Origin of the sequence: Staphylococcus lloydii (genome assembly GCF_015775975.1) — a bacterium.
In the GTDB taxonomy this organism is placed as follows: Bacteria; Bacillota; Bacilli; order Staphylococcales; family Staphylococcaceae; genus Staphylococcus; species Staphylococcus lloydii.
Map to the genome: position 1 here is coordinate 1,170,033 of NZ_CP064056.1, position 22,420 is coordinate 1,192,452.

The 22,420-nt window shown below is 33.5% G+C and carries 18 protein-coding genes; 13 read left to right on the top strand and 5 right to left on the bottom strand.

The genetic code is table 11. The annotated features are described in order from the left end of the window. Positions 1-80 precede the first annotated feature (80 nt). Together ISP08_RS05720 and ISP08_RS05725 are read left to right on the top strand one after the other, a co-directional pair. A complete protein-coding gene (locus ISP08_RS05720) occupies positions 81-1,028 on the top strand; it encodes a class I SAM-dependent methyltransferase (RefSeq protein WP_195717997.1) in 948 nt (315 codons plus the stop codon). 86 nt (positions 1,029-1,114) lie between these two features. After that, on the top strand, positions 1,115-2,314 hold the full coding sequence (locus ISP08_RS05725; protein WP_195717998.1) for an acetate kinase: 1,200 nt from the start codon (positions 1,115-1,117) through the stop codon (positions 2,312-2,314). 42 nt (positions 2,315-2,356) lie between these two features. Here ISP08_RS05725 and ISP08_RS05730 read toward each other — a convergent pair whose 3' ends face one another. Beyond that, positions 2,357-2,860: a universal stress protein gene (locus ISP08_RS05730; RefSeq protein ID WP_048793447.1), complete on the bottom strand. Its 504-nt coding sequence runs from the start codon at positions 2,858-2,860 to the stop codon at positions 2,357-2,359. Between the two features lie 139 nt (positions 2,861-2,999). Here ISP08_RS05730 and ald point away from each other — a divergent pair, with 139 nt between their 5' ends. Beyond that, positions 3,000-4,115 carry an alanine dehydrogenase gene (ald, locus tag ISP08_RS05735; protein WP_195717999.1) on the top strand — a complete coding sequence of 372 codons (1,116 nt, stop codon included), beginning with the start codon at positions 3,000-3,002 and terminating at the stop codon, positions 4,113-4,115. A 133-nt stretch (positions 4,116-4,248) separates the two neighbouring features. Here ald and ISP08_RS05740 read toward each other — a convergent pair whose 3' ends face one another. Together ISP08_RS05740 and ISP08_RS05745 are read right to left on the bottom strand one after the other, a co-directional pair. Beyond that, on the bottom strand, positions 4,249-4,878 hold the full coding sequence (locus tag ISP08_RS05740) for a copper homeostasis protein CutC (RefSeq protein WP_195718000.1): 630 nt from the start codon (positions 4,876-4,878) through the stop codon (positions 4,249-4,251). After that, a complete protein-coding gene (locus tag ISP08_RS05745; RefSeq protein ID WP_195718001.1) occupies positions 4,875-5,927 on the bottom strand; it encodes a M24 family metallopeptidase in 1,053 nt (350 codons plus the stop codon). Before ISP08_RS05745 ends, ISP08_RS05740 begins: the two co-directional genes overlap by 4 nt. A gap of 199 nt (positions 5,928-6,126) precedes the next feature. On the opposite strand from ISP08_RS05745, the gene ISP08_RS05750 reads away from it, so the two are divergent. After that, complete coding sequence (locus tag ISP08_RS05750; RefSeq protein WP_048793451.1) at positions 6,127-6,816, top strand: metal-dependent hydrolase; 690 nt, start codon at positions 6,127-6,129, stop codon at positions 6,814-6,816. Between the two features lie 77 nt (positions 6,817-6,893). On the opposite strand, the gene ISP08_RS05755 is transcribed toward ISP08_RS05750, so the two are convergent. Further along, positions 6,894-7,307: a universal stress protein gene (locus ISP08_RS05755; RefSeq protein WP_048793452.1), complete on the bottom strand. Its 414-nt coding sequence runs from the start codon at positions 7,305-7,307 to the stop codon at positions 6,894-6,896. Positions 7,308-7,514: 207 nt separating this feature from the next. On the opposite strand from ISP08_RS05755, the gene ISP08_RS05760 reads away from it, so the two are divergent. The 8 genes from ISP08_RS05760 (at position 7,515) to pyk (ending at position 19,299) form a co-directional block, all read left to right on the top strand. Continuing rightward, positions 7,515-8,807, top strand: coding sequence for a DRTGG domain-containing protein (locus tag ISP08_RS05760; protein ID WP_048793453.1), 1,293 nt, complete (start codon positions 7,515-7,517; stop codon positions 8,805-8,807). 45 nt (positions 8,808-8,852) lie between these two features. Continuing rightward, positions 8,853-9,788: a DHH family phosphoesterase gene (locus ISP08_RS05765; protein ID WP_195718002.1), complete on the top strand. Its 936-nt coding sequence runs from the start codon at positions 8,853-8,855 to the stop codon at positions 9,786-9,788. 18 nt (positions 9,789-9,806) lie between these two features. Continuing rightward, on the top strand, positions 9,807-12,995 hold the full coding sequence (locus ISP08_RS05770) for a DNA polymerase III subunit alpha (protein ID WP_195718003.1): 3,189 nt from the start codon (positions 9,807-9,809) through the stop codon (positions 12,993-12,995). 218 nt (positions 12,996-13,213) lie between these two features. Continuing rightward, the gene (ystJ, locus tag ISP08_RS05775) at positions 13,214-14,449 is read left to right on the top strand and encodes an NADP-dependent malic enzyme (RefSeq protein ID WP_195718004.1); all 1,236 of its coding nucleotides are present in this window, start codon (positions 13,214-13,216) and stop codon (positions 14,447-14,449) included. A gap of 61 nt (positions 14,450-14,510) precedes the next feature. Next, on the top strand, positions 14,511-15,377 hold the full coding sequence (gene accD, locus ISP08_RS05780; RefSeq protein ID WP_048793457.1) for an acetyl-CoA carboxylase, carboxyltransferase subunit beta: 867 nt from the start codon (positions 14,511-14,513) through the stop codon (positions 15,375-15,377). Then, entirely contained in the window at positions 15,370-16,314 is a 945-nt protein-coding gene (locus ISP08_RS05785; protein ID WP_048793458.1) for an acetyl-CoA carboxylase carboxyltransferase subunit alpha, read from the top strand. Before accD ends, ISP08_RS05785 begins: the two co-directional genes overlap by 8 nt. Before the next feature lie 235 nt (positions 16,315-16,549). Then, positions 16,550-17,518 carry a 6-phosphofructokinase gene (gene pfkA / locus ISP08_RS05790; RefSeq protein WP_048793459.1) on the top strand — a complete coding sequence of 323 codons (969 nt, stop codon included), beginning with the start codon at positions 16,550-16,552 and terminating at the stop codon, positions 17,516-17,518. Positions 17,519-17,538: 20 nt separating this feature from the next. Further along, a complete protein-coding gene (pyk, locus tag ISP08_RS05795; RefSeq protein ID WP_195718005.1) occupies positions 17,539-19,299 on the top strand; it encodes a pyruvate kinase in 1,761 nt (586 codons plus the stop codon). 275 nt (positions 19,300-19,574) lie between these two features. Here the strand turns inward: pyk and ISP08_RS05800 are convergent, their stop codons facing one another. Continuing rightward, on the bottom strand, positions 19,575-20,939 hold the full coding sequence (locus ISP08_RS05800) for an amino acid permease (RefSeq protein WP_048793461.1): 1,365 nt from the start codon (positions 20,937-20,939) through the stop codon (positions 19,575-19,577). A gap of 348 nt (positions 20,940-21,287) precedes the next feature. On the opposite strand from ISP08_RS05800, the gene ISP08_RS05805 reads away from it, so the two are divergent. Further along, complete coding sequence (locus tag ISP08_RS05805; RefSeq protein ID WP_048793462.1) at positions 21,288-22,406, top strand: citrate synthase; 1,119 nt, start codon at positions 21,288-21,290, stop codon at positions 22,404-22,406. The last annotated feature ends 14 nt before the right edge of the window (positions 22,407-22,420 follow it).

Here is a 22,420-nt window from a genome sequence, read left to right on the forward strand (position 1 = left end):
ATAATTATTTGGTAATCTAAGATAACGTAGTATCTTTAGACAAAAATTATGGGCAGTTTTTTTAGAAAGGACTATTTAACATGGCTGAAGAGCAAACAATTATGGAGCGACTATTCCAAACATTGGATAGCAAAGCGAAAGCATTAAATGACGAAAATGGCCAAAGTTTTATTGAAAATCTTGGTTTAGCAATGGAAGACATTTATAAAAATGACAGAGATTTATTAGAACAGGCTACTTTACAAGACAGAAGAAAGGCATTTCAATTCGCTTATTTAAGTTTATTACAAAACGAAGAGATTCAAGCAAATCATCAAATTACACCTGATTCAATTGGATTAATTCTAGGTTTTCTTGTAAAGCAATTTATGTCGGATAGTGAAGCTTTGCATATAGCAGACTTAGCAAGTGGTGCAGGTCATTTAAGTGCCTCTGTACACGAAGTAATGACAGATGTTACTCTAATGCATCATTTAGTAGAAGTGGATCCTGTATTATCTAGAGTGAGTGTTCATTTAGCAAACTTTTTAGAAATTCCTTTCGATGTTTATCCTCAAGATGCAATAATGCCACTTACTTTTGAAGATGCTAATGTGGTGATTGGTGATTTACCGATTGGTTACTATCCAGCAGATGAACGCAGTCACGAAATGGAATTAGGTTTTAAAGAAGGTCATAGTTATTCACATTACTTACTAATAGAACAAGCACTAGCAGCACTTGAACCTTCTGGTTATGCATTTTTAGTAGTTCCAAGCAATATTTTTGAAGGCGATAAAGTAAAACAGTTACAAAATTTCATTGCAACAGAATCAGAAATGCAAGCCTTTTTAAATTTACCAGCTACGTTGTTTAAAAATGAAAATGCACGTAAATCAATATTGATTTTACAAAAGAAAGAGACTAACGTTACTAAGCCTGTTGAAGTTCTGTTAGCAAATATTCCTGATTTCAAAAATCCGCAACAATTCCAAGGATTTTTAGCTGATTTAACTGAGTGGATGAAAACAAACCATCCTGAAAAATAAACTGTAATACTATTGAATTTCAACTGTATTAATGGTTAAATGAATATGGATATTATAACTTAATTGAAAATGGAGGCATTATGCTCATGTCAAAATTAATTTTGGCGATAAACGCTGGTAGTTCTTCTTTGAAATTTCAACTTATTGAAATGCCTGAAGAAAAAATTATAACTAAAGGTTTAATTGAAAGAATTGGTTTAAAAGATTCTATATTTACTGTTGAAGTAAATGGAGAAAAAATAAAAGACGTAACTGACATTAAAAACCATGAAGATGCAGTAAATATTATGTTAGAAAGCTTTAAAAAGCATGGTATTATTGAAAGTATTTATGATATTGAAGGAACTGGTCACCGTGTAGTACATGGAGGCGAATTATTCCCAAGTTCTGTATATGTTACAGATGAAGTAGAAAAACAAATTGAAAGTTTAAGTGAATTAGCACCGCTACACAACCCTGCAAACTTAATGGGTATTCGTGCTTTCCGTAAATTATTACCAGAAATTCCACATGTTGCTGTATTTGATACATCATTCCACCAAACAATGCCTGAAAAATCATTCCTATATAGTTTACCTTACCAATACTATGAAGATTATGGCATCCGTAAATATGGTTTCCATGGTACTAGCCATAAATATGTATCTCAACGTGCGGCAGAAATATTAGGTAAACCAATTGAAGAATTAAGAATCATCTCATGTCATATCGGTAATGGTGCTTCTATTGCTGCTATCGATGGTGGCGAATCAGTAGATACTTCAATGGGCTTCACACCATTAGCAGGTGTAACAATGGGTACACGTTCAGGTAACATTGACCCAGCTTTAATTCCATTTTTAATGGAAAAAACACATAAAACTGCAGAAGAAGTATTAGATACACTAAATAAAGAATCAGGTTTATTAGGTATCTCTGGTAGTTCAAGTGACTTAAGAGATATTATAGAAGATAGTAAAGAAGGTAAAGAAAGAGCGCAACTAGCATTAGACGTATTTGCTTCAAGAATCCATAAATATATCGGTTCTTATGCAACACGTATGCACGGTGTTGATGTAATCGTATTTACTGCCGGTGTAGGTGAAAACTCTGATCCAGTTAGAGCTAAAGTTTTAGAAGGTTTAGAATTCATGGGCGTTTATTGGGACGCTAAGAAAAATGAAAGCATTCATGGTGAAGAAGGATTTATTAACTACCCACATTCACCAGTTAAAGTGTTAGTTATTCCAACAAATGAAGAAGTAATGATCGCTAGAGACGTAGTAATATTTGGCGAATTAGATTAATAAAAAAGACACCACTCCTAAGAGTGGTGTCTTTTTATAAGTTTAATGAGTTTGATACTGTGATCTAAATTCATCAGTAGCAACTTGAGGTTGGAAATCTTCTGGTAATTCTTCTGTACGAACGACTAAGACGTCACAAGGTGAATGGCGTACGATAGCCTCTGAAACAGAACCCACGATAAAACGTTCTACTGCGTTTAAGCCTGATGTACCACACATAATTAAATCTGCACCTACATCTGTAGCTAATTTTTTAGGAATAATAGCTTTAGGAGAACCAAATTCAAGTCGTGTTATAACATCAGAAACACCTGCATTAGTAGCTACTTCTTTATAGCCACTAAGTAAATCTTCAGAGAAGTTTTTAGATTTCTCTGTGAATTGTGCGTCATAAACTTCATATGAAGAATACGTTCTAGAGTCGATAACATTCACAACAGTCAATTGAGCTTCGTTACGTTTAGCAACGTCAACCGCTTTGTTAAATGCCCATTCTGCTTCAAGTGATCCATCAACTGCGATTAAAATATTTTTATATGTTAGCATCGCAATTACCTCCTTCGTTTTCTTATTTATAGTATACCACATTGTCAGAATTTTAAATCAAATTAAATAATAATTTTCTTGAATTTAATGATTGCGCTTTCAATGCATTCACGTTACTATATTTATGGAGGTGGGCGAATTGAATATAGGTATCCCAAAAGAGATAAAAAATAATGAAAATCGAGTAAGTTTATCACCAAGTGGTGTTCACGCATTAGTAGAACAAGGACATGAAGTTTATGTTGAAACTTCTGCAGGACTAGGCTCATATTTTGAAGATGTAGACTATGAGCAAGCTGGTGCTAAAATTGTCATGACACAGGAAGAAGTTTGGAATGTGGACATGGTCATGAAAGTTAAGGAACCACTTGAAGAAGAATTCAAATTCTTTAGTGAAGGACTCATTTTATTTACTTACCTACATTTAGCAAATGAACGTAAATTAACAGAAGCATTAATGGAAAACAAGGTAATCAGTATCGCATATGAAACTGTTCAATTACCTGATCGTTCATTACCATTATTAACACCAATGAGCGAAGTGGCTGGACGTATGGCGACACAAATTGGTGCTGAGTTTTTACAAAAATATAAAGGCGGCATGGGTATTTTACTAGGTGGCGTGCCTGGTGTATCTAAAGGACAAGTTACCATTATTGGTGGCGGCCAAGCAGGAACAAACGCTGCTAAAATTGCACTTGGATTAGGTGCTGATGTTACAATCCTAGACGTTAACCCTCGTCGTTTACAACAATTAGATGATTTATTTGGTGGACGTGTTCACACGATTATGTCTAACCCATTAAATATCGAAAGAGCAGTAAAAGAAAGTGATTTAGTTATTGGTGCAGTACTTATCCCAGGCGCTAAAGCACCTAACTTAGTTTCAGAGGAAATGGTTAAACAAATGAGAAGCGGTGCCGTTATTGTTGATATCGCGATTGACCAAGGTGGTATCTTTGAAACTACAGACAGAATTTCTACACATGATGACCCAACGTACAAGAAACATGGCGTTGTACATTATGCAGTAGCAAATATGCCTGGTGCAGTACCAAGAACTTCAACAATTGCACTAAATAATGCAACGTTACCTTATGCATTACAACTAGCTAATAAAGGCTACTTAAAAGCATTACAAGATAATGAAGCATTATCATTAGGCTTAAACACAATAAATGGACAATTAACTAATAGTAGTGTTGGAGAAGCATTAAATATTCCTTCTGCAGCTATTTCAGAAGCACTTAAATAAAAAGTTAAGTGTTAGGAAGTTGGCTTAATCATTTTATTAACTGCCATCATCGTCATAGTGCGATGGTGGCAGTTTTTTTAATAAAAAAATGTGGTAGCTCGTTGAGCAACCACATTAATTTAAATATATAGCATTATACGATCTTTGTACCATGTACTTCTTGGAAAGGGAAAGCCGCAATTAATTCAGCAACGTTGTCTTTCGTCAATCCTCCACCTGGCATTATCTCGATGTTACCTCCAGAATTGACTACTAGTTTACCTAAATGATTTAAATTATCGAAAATATTAGTATCTGAAGTACCACCATGTGTTAATAACCTACAAAAGCCCATATCAATTAATTGTTGAAGTGCTTTGATTTGACCGTGAATGTGTATTTGATCAAACGCCATATGACATACAACGTTGGTAGGGTAAGCTAAACGTCGTAATGTTTTCATTTGCCATTCATTTAAAATATTATCCGCAGTTAAACAACCAAAGACAAAGTAATCGATATCAAGTTGCTTAAATGTTTGAATGTCTTTTTGCATAATTTCAAAATCATACAATTCATAAACAAAATTGCCACCACGTGGTCGTATCATAACGGCTAGTTCGACGTTATTAGCTGCACACATTTCGGAAACGATTGCAGTCATTCCATAACTAGGCGTCGTTCCTCCAACTGATAAGTTATCACATAGTTCTAATCTGTCTGCGCCTTGAGCAATTGCGTATTCAACCTGTTGAATTGTTTCTACAACCGCTTCTTTAATCATTTTTCGTACCCAGTTAAAATAGTTGTACCTTCGTCAGTAACAAGAATATCATCCTCTATTCGTACACCAGCTACACCTGGGACATATATACCAGGTTCAACGGTAACAACCATGCCTGCTTCAAAGGTATTATCGTTACTGCTTGATACATCTTGATATTCATGTTCTTCAAGTCCTAAACCATGTCCAAGTCTGTGAGGGAAGTATTCACCATATCCTGCATCTTCAATAATGCCTCTAGCTATATTATCGATCTCTTTAATTTTAACGCCAGGTTTGATTGCAGCTATAGCTTCAGTTTCAGCTTTCAGTACAATGTTGTATATTTTTTGTGCATCTTCACTAGGTGTGCCGAATTTAACTGTACGCGTCATATCGCTACAATAATTTTCATAGATAACACCTAAATCAAATAGCACATATTCATCATTTTGTAACTGACGCTCTCCGGGAGTACCATGAGGTGAGGCAGCGTGATCTCCAAATAATACCATTGTGTCAAAACTCATTTCATTGACACCATACTTTTTAATTTCATTTTCAATATGGTTAACGACTTGTCGTTCAGTCACGCCAACAGATAAGAAATCTACACCGATTTCAATACATTTATCTGCAAGTTTACAAGCTTCTTGGATTTTAGCGATTTCATCACTTGTTTTAACATTACGCAATGCTTTGATTGTAAGGTCAATATCGCCAAACGTTTCTACGCCAAATGCTTGTATTAATTCACGTTGGCGTTTAAGTGTTAAATGTTCTGCTTCAACTAATAATTTTTGTGCAGAAAAACTATATTTTGAATAAGGGCTTTCCGTATCAAGATAGCCAATTACCGTACCTTCAAATGGTGATGCTTTCACTTCGTCCACTTCTAACTGAGGACAGAATAAGACTTGTTCACCTTGAGCAGTAACTAATAGTGCTAGCAATCTTTCATGAGGTTCACTTAAATAGCCAGTAAAATAAAAGATGTTTAGTGGGGTAGTAATCCATGCGGCATCAGCTTGTTGTATGTCAATCTCATTCATAATTTGGTTTATTTTCATATGTAATTTCCTCCTATTTTTACTCTTCTAATTAATTTTATGTTAGTTAGTTAAGTAATTCAAAAATAAGCTATTAAAATTGCAATAAAACTATTAAATTATAAGTATTATGCCATAGTAACTTATGAATATATTGTTATAAACGTTATATACGTGGTATAGAAGTAGAGTAAATACTATAAATGGGAGGAACAACAAAATGAAATTATCTTTTCATGGACAATCAACTGTTTATTTTGAGGCTAACGGTAAAAAGGGTATTATAGACCCATTTATCAGTGGAAATGAATTATCTGATTTAGATCCAAATAATTTGGAAGTAGATTACGTGATTTTAACGCATGGTCATGGAGATCATTTTGGAGATACAATCGAAATCGCGAAGAAAAATAATGCGACTGTTATCGGTTCTGCCGAATTAGGAGATTATCTAACTACAAATAAAGATTACGATAATGTTAGACCAATGAATATCGGTGGTAAAGTAGAATTTGACTTTGGTTCATTAAAATTTGTTCAAGCGTTCCATAGTTCAAGTTTAACTGATGATAATGGTATTCCTGTATATCTAGGTATGCCTATGGGTGTAATCTTAGAACTGGAAGGCAAAACAATTTATCATACAGGTGATACTGGTTTATTCAGTGATATGAAACTAATTGCCGATAGACATCCAGTAGACATTTGTTTCGTGCCAATTGGAGATAATTTTACAATGGGTATTGATGACGCAAGTTATGCGATTAATGAATTTATCCAACCAAAAATAACAGTGCCTATTCATTACAATACTTTTGATTTAATCAAACAAAATCCAGAAGAATTTAAACAAGCTGTGAACACTGGTGAAGTACAAATACTAAAACCAGGCGAATCAGTTAGTCTATAAATAAAAATAAACGTTATCATCGATTGGGGTGATAACGTTTTTTGTGTGATTAATTTTTATTCATGCTTAAAATCTAATTATTTAACGATAAGTACAGGGATTTTCGCACGTTTTGCCACTTTGTGACTTACACTACCTAAAACCATCTTTTTCTTGTCGTCGGCTTTTCTATTACTTAACACCACAATCTCATAATCGCCACTATTAGCATATTTAACTAACTCAACTTTTGCTCTACCGCGTACGATAATTTCATCATGTTTAATACCGTATTCATCTAACGCTTGGCGCGTAGGTTCTAAGCCTTCACTACGTTTTTCAATTAGCTTGTCTAAATGAACACCTGCTTTGATAGAAGCTTGAGCATCTTGTTCATTAATAGAATTGAAAATTGTCACTACTGTATCTTTACCAGCAATATTAGCGACTTGTTGTAAAGCTTGTTCATTTTTAAGCGTAGTATCTACACCTAGTAATATTTTTTTATACATAGTTTATCCCTCCTTAATTTTTATTTTAATAAATAAATGAGAATTAGTGCAATAAAATAAATTTATTTTATTGAAATATTTTTCTATACACAGGTTGAATATCTTAATCATTAGCAGTAAAGTACAATTTTGTGTTGTTGCATCGCAATTTAAGCTATAAAAAGTTATAATATATAAGTAACTAACAAATTAAAAGAGGTCCATTATATGACAAAGCATGAACAAATATTATCATATATCGAATCATTATCTGTGGGTCAAAAAATATCCGTTAGAAAAATTGCCAAAGTGTTAGAAGTTTCTGAAGGTACTGCATATCGCGCGATAAAAGATGCGGGACAAATAGGGCTCGTTGCTACGATAGACCGTGTAGGTACAGTTAGAATCGAAAAGAAAACACGTGAACAAATCGAACAGTTAACTTTTAATGAAATCGTTAAAATTATTGATGGTCAAGTATTGGGTGGACGTAATGGTTTAATTAAAACATTAACAAAATTCGCTATCGGTGCGATGGAACTTAATGATTTAGTTAAATATTTAAGTGCGCATACTTTATTAATCGTTGGTAATCGTAAAGATGTTCAATTAGAAGCATTAAAGAGAGGTAGCGCTGTATTGATAACGGGTGGTTTTTCTACGTCAGAAGACATTATCGAATATGCAGACGCACATGATTTACCAATTATTTCTTCAAATTATGATACGTACTTAGTAGCGAACATCATAAACAGAGCCATGTATAATCAAATGATACGTAAAGAGATATTAATTGTTGAAGATATAGTTAAACCGATTGATGATTCAACTGTCGTGTTTGAAGATATGAATCTCAATGATTATAAAGATAAGGCAAAAGCAACAGGACATTCTAGATTTCCTGTTCTTGATGACAATTGGAAATTGGTTGGCATTGTAACAAGCAAAGAAATTATTAATATGGACGACGATGAAATGATTGCCCAAGTTATGACGCGTTCTCCAATTGATGTACAACTTTCAACTACAATAGCAAATTGCGCACACATTATGATTTGGGAAGGTATAGAGTTATTGCCAGTAACTAATTTAAGTAAAAAATTAATTGGCGTTATATCAAGAGAAGATGTGTTAAAGTCGATGCAATTAATTGGTCGTCAGCCCCAAGTAGGCGACACGATTAACGATCAAATCGCCAAACATATACATATCTCAAATGATACAATCCAAGTACAGACAACACCATTGTTAACTGATCAATTTGGCATGTTGAGTAAGGCAGTCTTTGTGGCCATCATTGAGGAGACTGTACGATATGAAATGCGTAGATATAAAAAAATAGAAGTTATGATTGAAAACTTAAATATTTTTTATTTAAATACAGTACAAATTGAATCAGAGATAGATGTTCATTATGATATGTTAAATGTAGGTCGAAATTTTGCTAAATTGGAAGTAACAATGAAAACAGGCACACAAAACGTAGCTAAAGCAATGATTATGTGTCAAATAATAAACTAAGTAACTGTGACATAAAATGATAAAACCGAAAGGACACGATGAAAGATGACAGAGATATTTAATGAAATTATGGAAGAAATAGAACAATATGAGACGATAATTATACATAGGCATGTACGTCCAGATCCAGATGCTTATGGTTCACAGTTAGGTTTGCAAGGTTATTTAAAAGCTAAATTTCCTCATAAAAACATCTTTGCTGTAGGAGAACGTGAACCTTCTTTAGATTTTATCGGAACGTTTAATGATATTAAGGACGAAGTATATCAAGAAGCACTTGTTATTGTTTGTGACACTGCGAATGCGCCAAGAGTGAGCGATTCAAGATATAACTTAGGTCAAAAGCTAATTAAAATTGACCACCACCCAGCAGTCGATCAGTATGGAGATATTAATTACGTTAACACTGAAGCTTCTTCAACGAGTGAAATTATAAGTGATTTTATTAATTATTTTAATGACTATTCAATTATTGATGGATCCATCGCAAGGTTATTGTACATTGGTATCGTTGGAGATACTGGAAGATTTTTATTTAATAACACTACTCCACACACGATGGAAGTCGCTAGCCAGTTGTTAACTTATGATTTTAATCATAACGAGGAATTAAATAATTTAGCGGAAAAAGATCCTAAATTGTTACCATTCCAAGGTTATGTTTTACAAAACTTTGATTTGAATGAACAAGGCTTTTGTAAGGTGATTATAACTACGGAAGTTTTAGAACAATTTAATATCGCCGCAAACGAAGCATCATTATTTGTGAATACAATAGCTGACATTAAAGGTTTGAAAATTTGGCTGTTTGCTGTGGATGAAGGTAATGAAATTAGATGTCGTATTCGTTCTAAAGGCATTGTTATTAATGATGTCGCAAGTGACTTTGGTGGTGGAGGCCATCCAAATGCCTCAGGTGTATCAGTTGATAGTTGGGAAACATTTGAACAGTTAGCTACAGCGCTAAATAATAAATTATAAGGATAAGAGGTGATAACATTGGTTGCATATTTAAATATACATTCGGCATATGACTTACTAAATTCAAGTTTAAAGATTCATGATGTCGTGACAAAAGCAACTAATGAAGGCTATACAGCTTTAGCCATTACCGATACGAATGTGCTGTATAGTTATCCTCAATTCTATGATGCGTGTATAAGTGCAAATATTAAACCTATTTTTGGCATGACATTATGGTTAACTGACGGTTTAACATCACTAGAAACAGTAGTGTTGGCTAAAAATAATCAAGGCTTAACAGATTTAATAAAATTATCATCGGCGATTAAAATGAAAGATAAGGTTGAAACAAGTTACGAATGGTTAGCAAAATATGCTGATGAGCTAATTATCATTTTTAAAAATGTTAGTGAATCACATCAGAACATTGTGGAACAATTTAAATCTCATTCCGATCTTTACATTAATCATTTAAGTGAATCGATTATTGATGCGCCAATGGTATGGTTGCAGAATGCAAACTATTTAAATAGAGAAGATGCAAATACAATTACAGCCTTGAATGCGATTCGAGACAATAAAAAATTAGATTTAGTTAATGAACCTATTGATTATCATACACATGTATTAAGTGAAGATGAGTTGTTTGATTTGGACGTGCCTAAAGAAGCATTTGAAAATACAGAACGTATAGCACATTTATGCACGGCTGAACTGAATTATCATCAAAATCTTTTACCTAAATTTCCAACGCCAGATAATTTAACGTCGAAAAATTATTTAATGCAAGTGCTCAAGCAACAGCTAGAGCAAAAAGGATTAAACCACAATGATAGTTATCGTCAACGTTTAAATTATGAGTTTAAAATCATTACCGATATGGGATTTGAAGATTATTTCTTAATAGTGAGTGATTTGATTCATTATGCAAAAACGAATGATGTCTTAGTAGGTCCTGGTAGGGGCTCTTCGGCCGGCTCATTAGTTAGTTTTCTGTTAGATATTACTACTATCGATCCAATTAAATATGATTTACTATTCGAACGATTTTTAAACCCGGAACGTGTCACAATGCCAGATATTGATATTGATTTTGAAGATACAAAAAGAGACAAAGTCATTCAATATGTCCAAGAAAAATATGGTGATAATCATGTGGCAGGAATTGTAACGTTTGGTCATTTATTAGCTAGAGCAGTTGCACGAGATGTAGGGCGAATAATCGGTTTTGATGACGTAACGCTTAATGAAGTATCCAAATTAATCCCTTATAAGTTAGGCATCACATTAGATGAGGCATATAAGGATGAGGCATTTAAAGATTTCGTTCATCGTAATCATCGTAACGAAAGATGGTTCGAAATTTGCAAAAAATTAGAAGGTCTCCCACGTCATACATCTACACACGCAGCTGGCATAATAATAAACGACCAACCAATATATGACTATGCACCACTTACACTAGGTGATAATGGCGTCTTAACGCAGTGGACGATGACCGAAGCCGAAAGAATTGGATTATTAAAAATCGACTTTTTAGGGCTTAGAAACTTATCAATTATCCATCAAATAGTTAAACAAGTTAAATACGATTTAAATATAACAATAGATATAGAACAAATTCCTTTCGATGATAACGAAGTATTTCGCTTATTATCTTCTGGTGATACAACAGGGATATTCCAATTAGAAAGCGACGGTATACGCAATGTTTTAAAAAAATTGCAACCAGAGCATTTTGAAGATATCGTAGCCGTTACATCTTTATATAGACCAGGACCAATGGAGGAAATTCCTACTTATATTACACGTAGACACGAGCCTTCAAAAGTTGAATATTTACATGAGGATTTAGCACCTATTTTAAAAAAGACTTACGGCGTTATCATTTATCAAGAACAAATTATGCAAATAGCTAGTAAATTCGCTGGGTTTAGTTATGGTGAAGCGGATATTCTAAGACGTGCGATGAGTAAAAAAAATAGGGCTGTTCTCGAAAATGAGCGACAGCATTTTGTAAAAGGTGCAGTGGAAAATGGATATGACGAACAGCTAAGCAAACAAATTTTTGATTTAGTTTTAAAATTCGCAGACTATGGTTTTGCGAGAGCGCATGCGGTAAGTTATTCAAAAATAGCTTATATTATGACTTATTTAAAAGTACATTACCCCAATTATTTTTACGCCAATATATTAAGTAATATTATAGGCAGTGAACAAAAGACAGCGGCTATTATCGATGAAGCTAAACACCAACACATTGATATTTTACCGCCACACATTAATTATAGTCATTGGTTTTATAAAGCAACGCGGAATGGTATTTACTTATCTCTTGGGGCAATCAAAGGCGTAGGTTATCAAAGCGTAAAATTAATCATCGAAACGCGCCAAGCGGATGGTAATTTCAAAGACTTTTTCGATTTTGCTCGTCGTATACCTAAAAGAATTAAAACACGTAAATTGTTAGAGGCATTGATTCTAGTAGGAGCCTTTGATCAGCTAGGACAAAATCGTGCCACGTTACTACAATCTATAGATCAAGTATTAGATGATGTTTCCAGTATTGAACAAGATGATTTAATTTTTGACGTCTTAACGCCAAAAACGACGTATGAAGAGAAAGAAGAGTTGCCGGATAAAGTGTTGAGTGATTATGAAAAAGAATACTTAGGATTTTATATTTCGACGCATCCGGTAGAAAAAGCTTTTAATAAAAAACAATATTTAGGTATTTATAAATTAACTAATGCTGTTAATCATAAGCCAATCTTTATACAACTTGAGCAAATAAAAAAAATTCGAACTAAAAATGGTCAAAATATGGCTTTTATCACTATAAATGATGGCAACAATACTATGGATGGCGTCGTATTTCCTGATGTGTATAAAAAGTATGAACAATTATTATCACAAGAAAGCATGTTAACTGTAAGAGGTAAATTTGAGCGTAGAAATAATAAATTACAACTGATAATTTCTCAAATAAGCAGTTTAGAAGAGTTTGAACAAGCAATCATTCAAAATGCACGACAAATTGTTATTCGACAAGATAAAGACATTGACGAAATAGCACAACTTTCTAATGAGGAAACTACGCATAGTTTACCTGTCGAGTTTTATGATGAAACAACTAATAAAATGAATTTTATAGGTTATATAAATAATGATGATATTTCGCAATTTATTTTGCACTTTGACCCAGCAGACATTAGAATTATATAACTTTTACACTATTATAAATTATGATATAGTTAACTGATGGTTATTGAACATTTACCATCAGTTTTCTTATGAAATTTAGTGTATATTTTTATTAAGCTATTTTAATTAGAAATTTGTTACACACATTTATTTATCTCGTCTAATAATTGTTATATAGTTAATGGTGTAATAAAAATATATATAATTACTCAATATATTTGTCTGGGGGCGACGTAAGCATGTCATTAAGAGATGAAGCATTAGAAATGCACAGAAAAAATAAAGGTAAACTTGAAGTCAATGCTAAAGTAAAAGTTACAAATAAAGAAGAATTAAGTTTAGCTTATTCACCAGGTGTAGCCGAACCTTGTAAAGAAATTCACGAAGATAAAAGAAAAGTATTTGATTATACAATGAAAAGTAATACCGTTGCAGTAGTCACTGATGGCTCTGCTGTTTTAGGATTAGGTGATATTGGTGCTGAAGCGAGTATACCTGTAATGGAAGGTAAAGCCGTATTATTTAAAAGTTTTTCAGGCATAGATGGTATTCCATTAGCATTAGATACTAAAGATACTGAAGAAATTATTAGAACTGTAAAACTAATTGAACCAAACTATGGTGGCATTAACTTAGAAGATATTTCTGCGCCACGTTGTTTTGAAATTGAAGAACGTTTGAAAAAAGAAACTAAAATTCCAGTATTCCATGATGACCAACACGGTACTGCTATTGTTACAGTAGCAGGTTTAATTAATGCGCTTAGAATTGTTGATAAAGATTTATCAGATATTAAAGTAGTATTAAACGGAGCCGGAGCGGCAGGTATCGCTATCGTTAAATTACTTTATTCATATGGTGTACATGACATGGTAATGTGTGATTCAAGAGGAGCGATTTATGAAGGTCGTCCAGCTGGTATGAATGACACGAAAGAATATGTAGCTAAATGGACAAATAGAGATAAAATAGATGGTAAGCTTGAAGATGTGATTAAAGACGCCGATGTCTTTATCGGTGTTTCTGTAGCTGACTTATTATCAAAAGAAATGGTTGAGTCAATGGCTGATGATCCAATTATTTTTGCAATGGCTAATCCTAACCCAGAAATTAACCCTAATGACGCAAAAGAAGCTGGTGCAAAAGTTATCGGTACTGGTCGTTCAGATTTTCCAAACCAAATTAACAATGTGTTAGCGTTCCCTGGCATTTTCAGAGGAGCCTTAGATGTAGAAGCTACTCACATTAATGAACAAATGAAAAGAGCTGCTGTTGAAGCAATTGCTGATTTAATAAAACCAGAAGAGTTAAATCCAGATTATTGTATCCCAGCGCCTTTCGATAATAGAGTTGCGCCATCAGTAGCTAGAGAAGTTGCTAAAGCTGCGATGGAATCAGGTGTTGCTAGAACTGAAGTTGACCCTGAAGAAATTTATAATAAAACAATAAAATTAACCGAATTAAACTCAAAATAATATTGTGCTATAAACGTAGGATGATAGTAATCATTGTCGGTGGTTAAGTGGAGGTTTACTCATGTTTAAAGATTTTTTTAATCGTAGTAGTAAAAAGAAAAAGTATGTAACTGTATCGGATTCGAAACAGAGTGATGTACCAGCGGGTATCATGACGAAGTGCCCAAAATGTAAAAAAATAATGTATACAAAAGAATTATCCGAGAATTTAAATGTATGTTTCAATTGTGACCACCATATCGCACTTACTGCTTATAAAAGAATCGAAGCTATTTCAGATGAAAATACATTTGAGGAATTTGACAAAGGTATGACTTCTGCAAATCCATTAGATTTTCCAAGTTATGAAGAAAAAGTTCAAAAAGATCAGCAAAAGACTGAACTTAACGAAGCAGTTGTTACAGGTACCGCTAAGTTAGACGGTATTGATTATGGTGTAGCAGTTATGGATGCGAGATTTAGAATGGGAAGTATGGGTGCAGTAGTCGGTGAAAAAATTTGCCGTATTATAGAATATTGTACTGAACATCGTTTACCATTTATTCTGTTTTCAGCTAGTGGTGGTGCTAGAATGCAGGAAGGTATTATCTCATTAATGCAAATGGGTAAGACAAGTGTGTCATTAAAAAAACATGCTAATGCAGGTTTATTGTATATTTCATACTTAACTAACCCAACTACCGGTGGTGTATCTGCAAGCTTTGCTTCAGTGGGTGATATAAATATTAGTGAACCTAAAGCATTAATTGGTTTTGCTGGTAGACGTGTCATCGAACAAACAATTAATGAAAAATTACCGGACGATTTCCAAACTGCAGAATTTCTATTAGAACATGGTCAATTAGATAAAGTCGTTCATAGAAAAGAAATGAAAGAAACTTTAGCTAATATTTTAAAAATGCACCAAGAGGTGAAAAACAATGCTTGATTTTGAGAAGCCACTTTATGAAATTAAAAATAAAATAGAATCATTAAAAGAATCTCAAGAAAAAAATGATGTAGACTTACAAGAAGAAATTGATATGTTAGAAGCATCATTAGATAGAGAAACTCATAAAGTTTATACAAATTTAAAACCTTGGGACCGTGTGCAATTAGCTAGGTTACAAGAAAGACCAACGTCATTAGACTACATCCCATTAATTTTTGATTCTTTCATTGAATTACATGGAGATCGTAATTTTAGAGACGATCCCGCTATGATTGGTGGTATTGGTTATTTAAATGGCCAAGCCGTAACAGTAGTAGGACAACAAAGAGGTAAAGATACGAAAGATAATATTTATCGTAACTTTGGGATGGCGCATCCAGAAGGTTATAGAAAAGCGCTTCGTTTAATGAAGCAGGCTGAAAAATTTAATAGACCTATTTTTACATTTATTGATACAAAAGGTGCGTATCCAGGTAAAGCAGCTGAAGAACGTGGTCAAAGTGAATCTATCGCAAGAAACTTAGTAGAAATGGCATCGTTAACAGTACCTGTTATTTCAATAGTTATTGGTGAAGGTGGAAGTGGTGGCGCACTTGGTCTCGGTATTACTAACAAAATTTTAATGCTTGAAAACAGTACTTATTCTGTTATTTCCCCTGAAGGGGCATCGGCATTATTATGGAAAGATAGTAATTTAGCTAAAATAGCTGCAGAAACAATGAAAATAACAGCAAAAGATTTACAAGAACTAAAAGTTGCTGATGATGTTGTTGAAGAACCACTAGGTGGTGCGCATCATGATGTTGAATTACAGGCACAAAATATTAAAGCAAAATTTGAACAATATTTAGCTGAATTGAATAAGATGAATGCTGAAGAACTCGTTGAAGATCGTTATGAAAAATTCAGAAATATCGGGTCATTTCATGAATAAAATAAAGTGAACCTCTCTAAAAACTAGAGAGGTTTTTTTGAAGTTTACTTTATAATTATATTTTTTAATTAGCTGAATAAAATGATAAATAATTAAAACGCTTTCCTATTAAATTCTATAAAAATATTGATAATTAAAACGTTTACATAAATTAATAAACCTTATATTTATGGCACCATATGTGAATTTATGGTATTTTTAAAGTAAGAAATACAAGGCAGAAAGGTATGTCGTCATGAAAAAAATTGCGGTTTTAACTAGTGGTGGAGACTCACCTGGAATGAATGCGGCAGTAAGAGCTGTTGTTCGTAAAGCGATATATAATGATATTGAAGTTTACGGCGTATATCAGGGATATCAAGGGTTATTAAACGATGATATTAAAAAACTTGAACTAGGTTCAGTTGGTGATACGATTCAACGTGGTGGTACATTTTTATATTCTGCAAGATGTCCAGAATTTAAAGAAGCAGAAGTACGTAAAAAAGGTATAGAAAATTTACGTAAAAGAGGCATTGAAGGCCTAGTAGTTATTGGTGGAGATGGTAGCTACAGAGGTGCTCAACGCATTAGTGAAGAATGTTCAGAAATTCAAACTATCGGTGTGCCAGGCACAATAGATAATGATATTAATGGTACTGATTTTACTATTGGATTTGATACGGCTTTAAATACTATAATTGAATCTGTAGATAAAATTAGGGACACTGCTTCTAGTCACGCTAGAACTTTTATTATCGAAGTTATGGGTCGTGACTGTGGTGACCTAGCGCTATGGGCTGGTATGTCAGTCGGTGCTGAAACTATCATTATTCCAGAAGTTAAAACTGAAATAAAAGAAGTAGCAGAACGTATTGATCATGGTATCAGGCGTGGTAAAAAACACTCTATCGTTATGGTTGCAGAAGGCGTAATGTCAGGTGAATCATGTGCCCAAGAATTAGCGAAATACATTAACGTTGATGCTCGTGTTTCAGTATTGGGACACATTCAACGTGGAGGAAGCCCAACAGGCGCAGATAGAGTTTTAGCATCGCGTTTAGGAGGTTATGCTGTTGAATTATTGATGAATGGTGAGACAGCAAGAGGTGTCGGCATTAAAAACAACGATTTAACAAGCACACCATTTGATGAAATTTTTATAGCAGAAACGCATAAATTTGATCACAATATTTACAATTTAACTAAAGAACTATCTATTTAATTATTCGGGAGGCAATTACAATGAGAAAAACAAAAATTGTATGTACGATTGGACCAGCATCAGAATCTGAAGAAATGTTAGAAAAATTAATGAAAGCTGGTATGAACGTTGCCAGATTGAACTTTTCACACGGTGACTTTGATGAGCATCAAGCACGTATTGACACTATCAGAAAAGTTTCTAAACGTTTAGGTAAAACTGTAGCTATCTTACTTGATACTAAAGGACCAGAAATCCGTACTCATAATATGAAAGACGGTGCTATTGAATTAGAAAAAGGTACAGAAGTTATCGTTAGCATGACTGAAGTTGAAGGTACTCCAGAAAAATTCTCTGTAACTTATGACAACCTTATTAATGACGTAGGTGAAGGTTCTTATATCTTATTAGATGATGGTTTAATTGAATTACAAGTTAAACAAATAGATAAAGAAAAAGGCGAAGTGCTTTGTGACGTATTAAATACTGGTGAACTTAAAAATAAAAAAGGAGTTAACTTACCTGGCGTAAAAGTTAACTTACCTGGTATTACTGATAAAGATGCTGAAGATATTAAATTTGGTATTAGACAAGGTGTAGACTTTATTGCAGCAAGTTTCGTACGTCGTCCAAGTGACGTATTAGACATTCGTAAATTATTAGAAGAAAACAAAAACGACACAATTAGTATTATTCCTAAAATTGAAAACCAAGAGGGTATCGACAACATTGAAGAAATTTTAGAAGTATCTGATGGTTTAATGGTAGCACGTGGTGACATGGGTGTTGAAATCCCACCAGAATCTGTGCCAATGGTACAAAAAGATTTAATTAGAAAATGTAACAAACTAGGTAAGCCAGTTATTACTGCAACTCAAATGTTAGATTCTATGCAACGTAATCCACGTGCAACGCGTGCAGAAGCAAGTGACGTTGCTAACGCTATTTATGATGGTACAGATGCAGTAATGTTATCAGGTGAAACTGCAGCAGGATCATATCCAGAAGAAGCTGTTAAAACAATGAGAAATATTGCTGTTTCAGCTGAAGCTGCACAAGATTATAAACAATTATTATCTGACCGTACAAAATTAGTAGAAACATCATTAGTTAATGCAATTGGTGTATCAGTTGCACACACTGCATTAAACTTAAGTGTTAAAGCTATTGTCGCAGCTACAGAAAGTGGTTCTACTGCTCGTACAATTTCTAAATATAGACCAAAATCAGACATTATTGCCGTTACGCCAAGTGCTGAAACTGCACGCCAATGTGCTTTAGTATGGGGCGTTTATCCTGTAGTTAAACAAGGTCGTAAAACGACAGATGCATTGTTAAATAACGCAGTTGCAACAGCTGTTGAAACTGAAAGAGTACAAAATGGTGATTTAATCATTATTACTGCTGGTGTGCCAACAGGTGAAAAAGGTACTACTAACATGATGAAATTACACTTAGTAGGCGATGAAATCGCAAATGGCCAAGGTGTTGGGCGTAACTCAGTAGTAGGTAAAACATTAGTAGCTAACAGTGCTAGTGATTTAGAAGGTGTAGACTTATCAGATAAAGTAATCGTTACTACATCAGTTGATGAAACTTTAATACCATATATTGAACAAGCATTAGGTTTAATAACAGAAGAAAATGGTATTACTTCACCAAGCGCAATCGTTGGATTAGAAAAAGGTATTCCGACAATTGTTGGTGTTGAAAATGCTACAACTGAAATCCAAAGCGATAACTTAGTAACTGTCGATGCTAACCAAGGTAAAGTATTCGAAGGTTACGCTAACGTGCTTTAATATGTAAATAAGCTTTACTAAAAAAAAACGTCAATTTCTATAGTAAATATAGAGATTGACGTTTTTTAGTATGAAAAGTGAGTTAATCTTATAAAATATTTGGCACGTGAAACTATAATAGGAGTGGTCTTAGACATTCTATAACAGGGTAGTCAACTGTAAACAAAACTGCAAAAAGCATAAAAAAAACAACTCATTTTGTACTGACTAAATCAGTGCAATGAGTTGCTTTTATGTTTGAACGATTATTGCTAACAGTTACATTAGTAAGTTAATTATTTTTGAGTTCTGTTAATCGCATTTTTATATCTAAGATACATCAGGCCTAAAATAACAAGCCAGATTGGCGTTATATACACGGCTCTTCTAGTATCTACGTTAACAAATAATAAGCAGAATACTAAGAAGAAAAATACTAAGATAGCATAAGCCATATATTTACCACCAAATAATTTGTAGTTTGCATTTTTGTGTTTTTCCGGATTGCGCTTGTGATAATTAATATATGCAACTGTTATCAGCCCCCATACTACAAGGAACAATACCGTTGATAACGTTGTGACATAAGTAAACACTTGTGTTGCATTCGGAATAATATAGTTTAATAAAGCTGCGATTAATAATAAAAATGATGATGCGATAATCGCTATATGTGGTACACCATTTTTGTTTTTACTTTTGAACATAGGTGGTGCTTGATCTTGGTTAGATAAACCAAAAAGCATTCTACTATTTGAAAAGATACCACTGTTACAAGACGATGCTGCCGCAGTCAACACTACGAAGTTAATTAATCCAGCGGCAAATGGTATGCCGATGAGTGCAAATAATCTAACAAATGGGCTTTCTTCTGGATTTACTTGTGCCCAAGGAACGATAGACATAATCACTGCTAATGAACCGACATAGAAAATAATGATACGAATCGGTACGCTGTTGATAGCTCTTGGAATTGTTACTTTAGGATCCTTAGTTTCACCTGCTGTAACACCAATTAATTCGATACCAACAAATGAGAATAATGCCATTTGGAATGACATCATAAAGCCACTTACGCCTTTAGGGAAAATACCATTATTATATAAATTAGTCAGTGATGCATGACCAAATTGTGTTTTGTAGGCCATAATAATCATAATTGCACCAACGACAATTAAAGCAATAATTGTGACGATTTTAATGATTGCGAACCAAAATTCTAATTCACCAAATAATTTGGCACTTAATAAATTGAATGACATTAAGATAAGTACGCAAAATAATGCGCTAATCCAATTGGGTATTTGTGGGAACCAAAAACTTATGTATTTTGCAACGGCAGTAACTTCTGCCATACCAGTTATAATCCAACATAACCAATATGTCCAACCAGTAACAAAACCTGCAAATGGGCCTATATATTCATTCGTTACATCTGCGAAAGATTTAAATCCTGTGTTGGAAACCAGAATTTCCCCTAAACCTCTCATAAACATAAATAACATAAACCCTATAATAATATAGGTAAGTAAAATGGAAGGACCCGTTAATGCAATCGTTTGTCCTGCTCCCAAGAATAATCCAGTACCAATTGCTCCCCCAATAGCAATTAGTTGAACATGACGATTACTAAGTTCTCTGTCTAATACTTGTTTTTTCATCTACATTTCTCCTTTGTTTATCTAGTATTAATTATGCAATCCAATTAAAGATTTTACAACTATTTTTAAAATTTAATATGTAATTTTACAGGTGTTAATTCATATTTAGTTATCATATACGATAATTAAATTAAATTCTTAGATAAATTGAAGTAATAGCTTATAAATATTAGAATGTAGATATAGCAAACAATGTATTTGTGAATGATTTAAAGCACTATTTAAGTTTAATAAATTTCTTATGAGGATAATAAGAATTATGGCTTTATATATTCACAAATCATCTCTGATTGGATATAATAGTTTTTGTAAGCCATTTCATAACGAAATAGAAAAGGGGAATTAAATATGGCAAACGTACAAAAAGGCTTAGAAGGGGTTCTAGCTGCCGAAACTAAAGTTAGTTCAATCATCGACAGTCAATTAACATATGCGGGCTATGACATAGATGATTTAGCGAATAATGCTGAATTTGAAGAAATTATCTTTTTATTATGGCATTATAGATTACCAAACGCTGAAGAACTTAAAACTTTAAAAGAAAAACTATTAAGTTATATGGAGTTAAATCCTAGAGTGTACAGTCACTTCAAGGAATATGCGACAGATAATGTACACCCTATGACTGCTTTAAGAACTTCAGTATCTTACATTGCTCACTTTGATTCTAAAGCTGAAACTGAAGATGATGCAGAAACGTTAGAACGAGGCATTCGTATTCAAGCGAAGATTGCTTCATTAGTAACTGCTTTTGCACGCGTAAGAGAAGGTAAAGATCCAGTTAAACCTAATAAAGACTTAAATTATGCAGGAAACTTCTTGTATATGTTAAGAGGTGAATTACCTACTGATATCGAAGTTGAAGCATTTAACAAAGCGTTAGTATTACATGCTGACCACGAATTTAATGCATCTACATTTACAGCAAGATGTGCTGTGTCATCATTATCTGATATGTATTCAGGTATTGTGGCTGCAGTCGGTTCATTAAAAGGACCATTACACGGCGGGGCAAATGAACGTGTAATGAGCATGTTAGCTGAAGTTAAATCAGAAGATGAAGTTGATGAATATATCGATAACAAAATTAAAAACAAAGAAAAAATCATGGGCTTCGGACACCGTGTATATAAAGATGGTGACCCAAGAGCGAAGTTCTTAAAAGAAATGAGCAGAAAAATCACTAATGAAACTGGGCAAAGTCAATTATTTGATATTTCTGTGAAAATTGCAGACAAAATGAAAAAAGAAAAAGGTTTAATTGCAAATGTAGACTTTTATAGTGCTACTGTATATCACAGCCTTAATATTGAACATGATTTATTCACACCAATTTTTGCTGTAAGTAGAACTTCAGGTTGGATTGCACATATTCTTGAACAATATGAAGATAATAGAATCATGCGTCCAAGAGCTCATTATGTGGGCGAAGTTAACAGAACTTATGTACCAATTGAAGAAAGATAATAAATATTTATTAT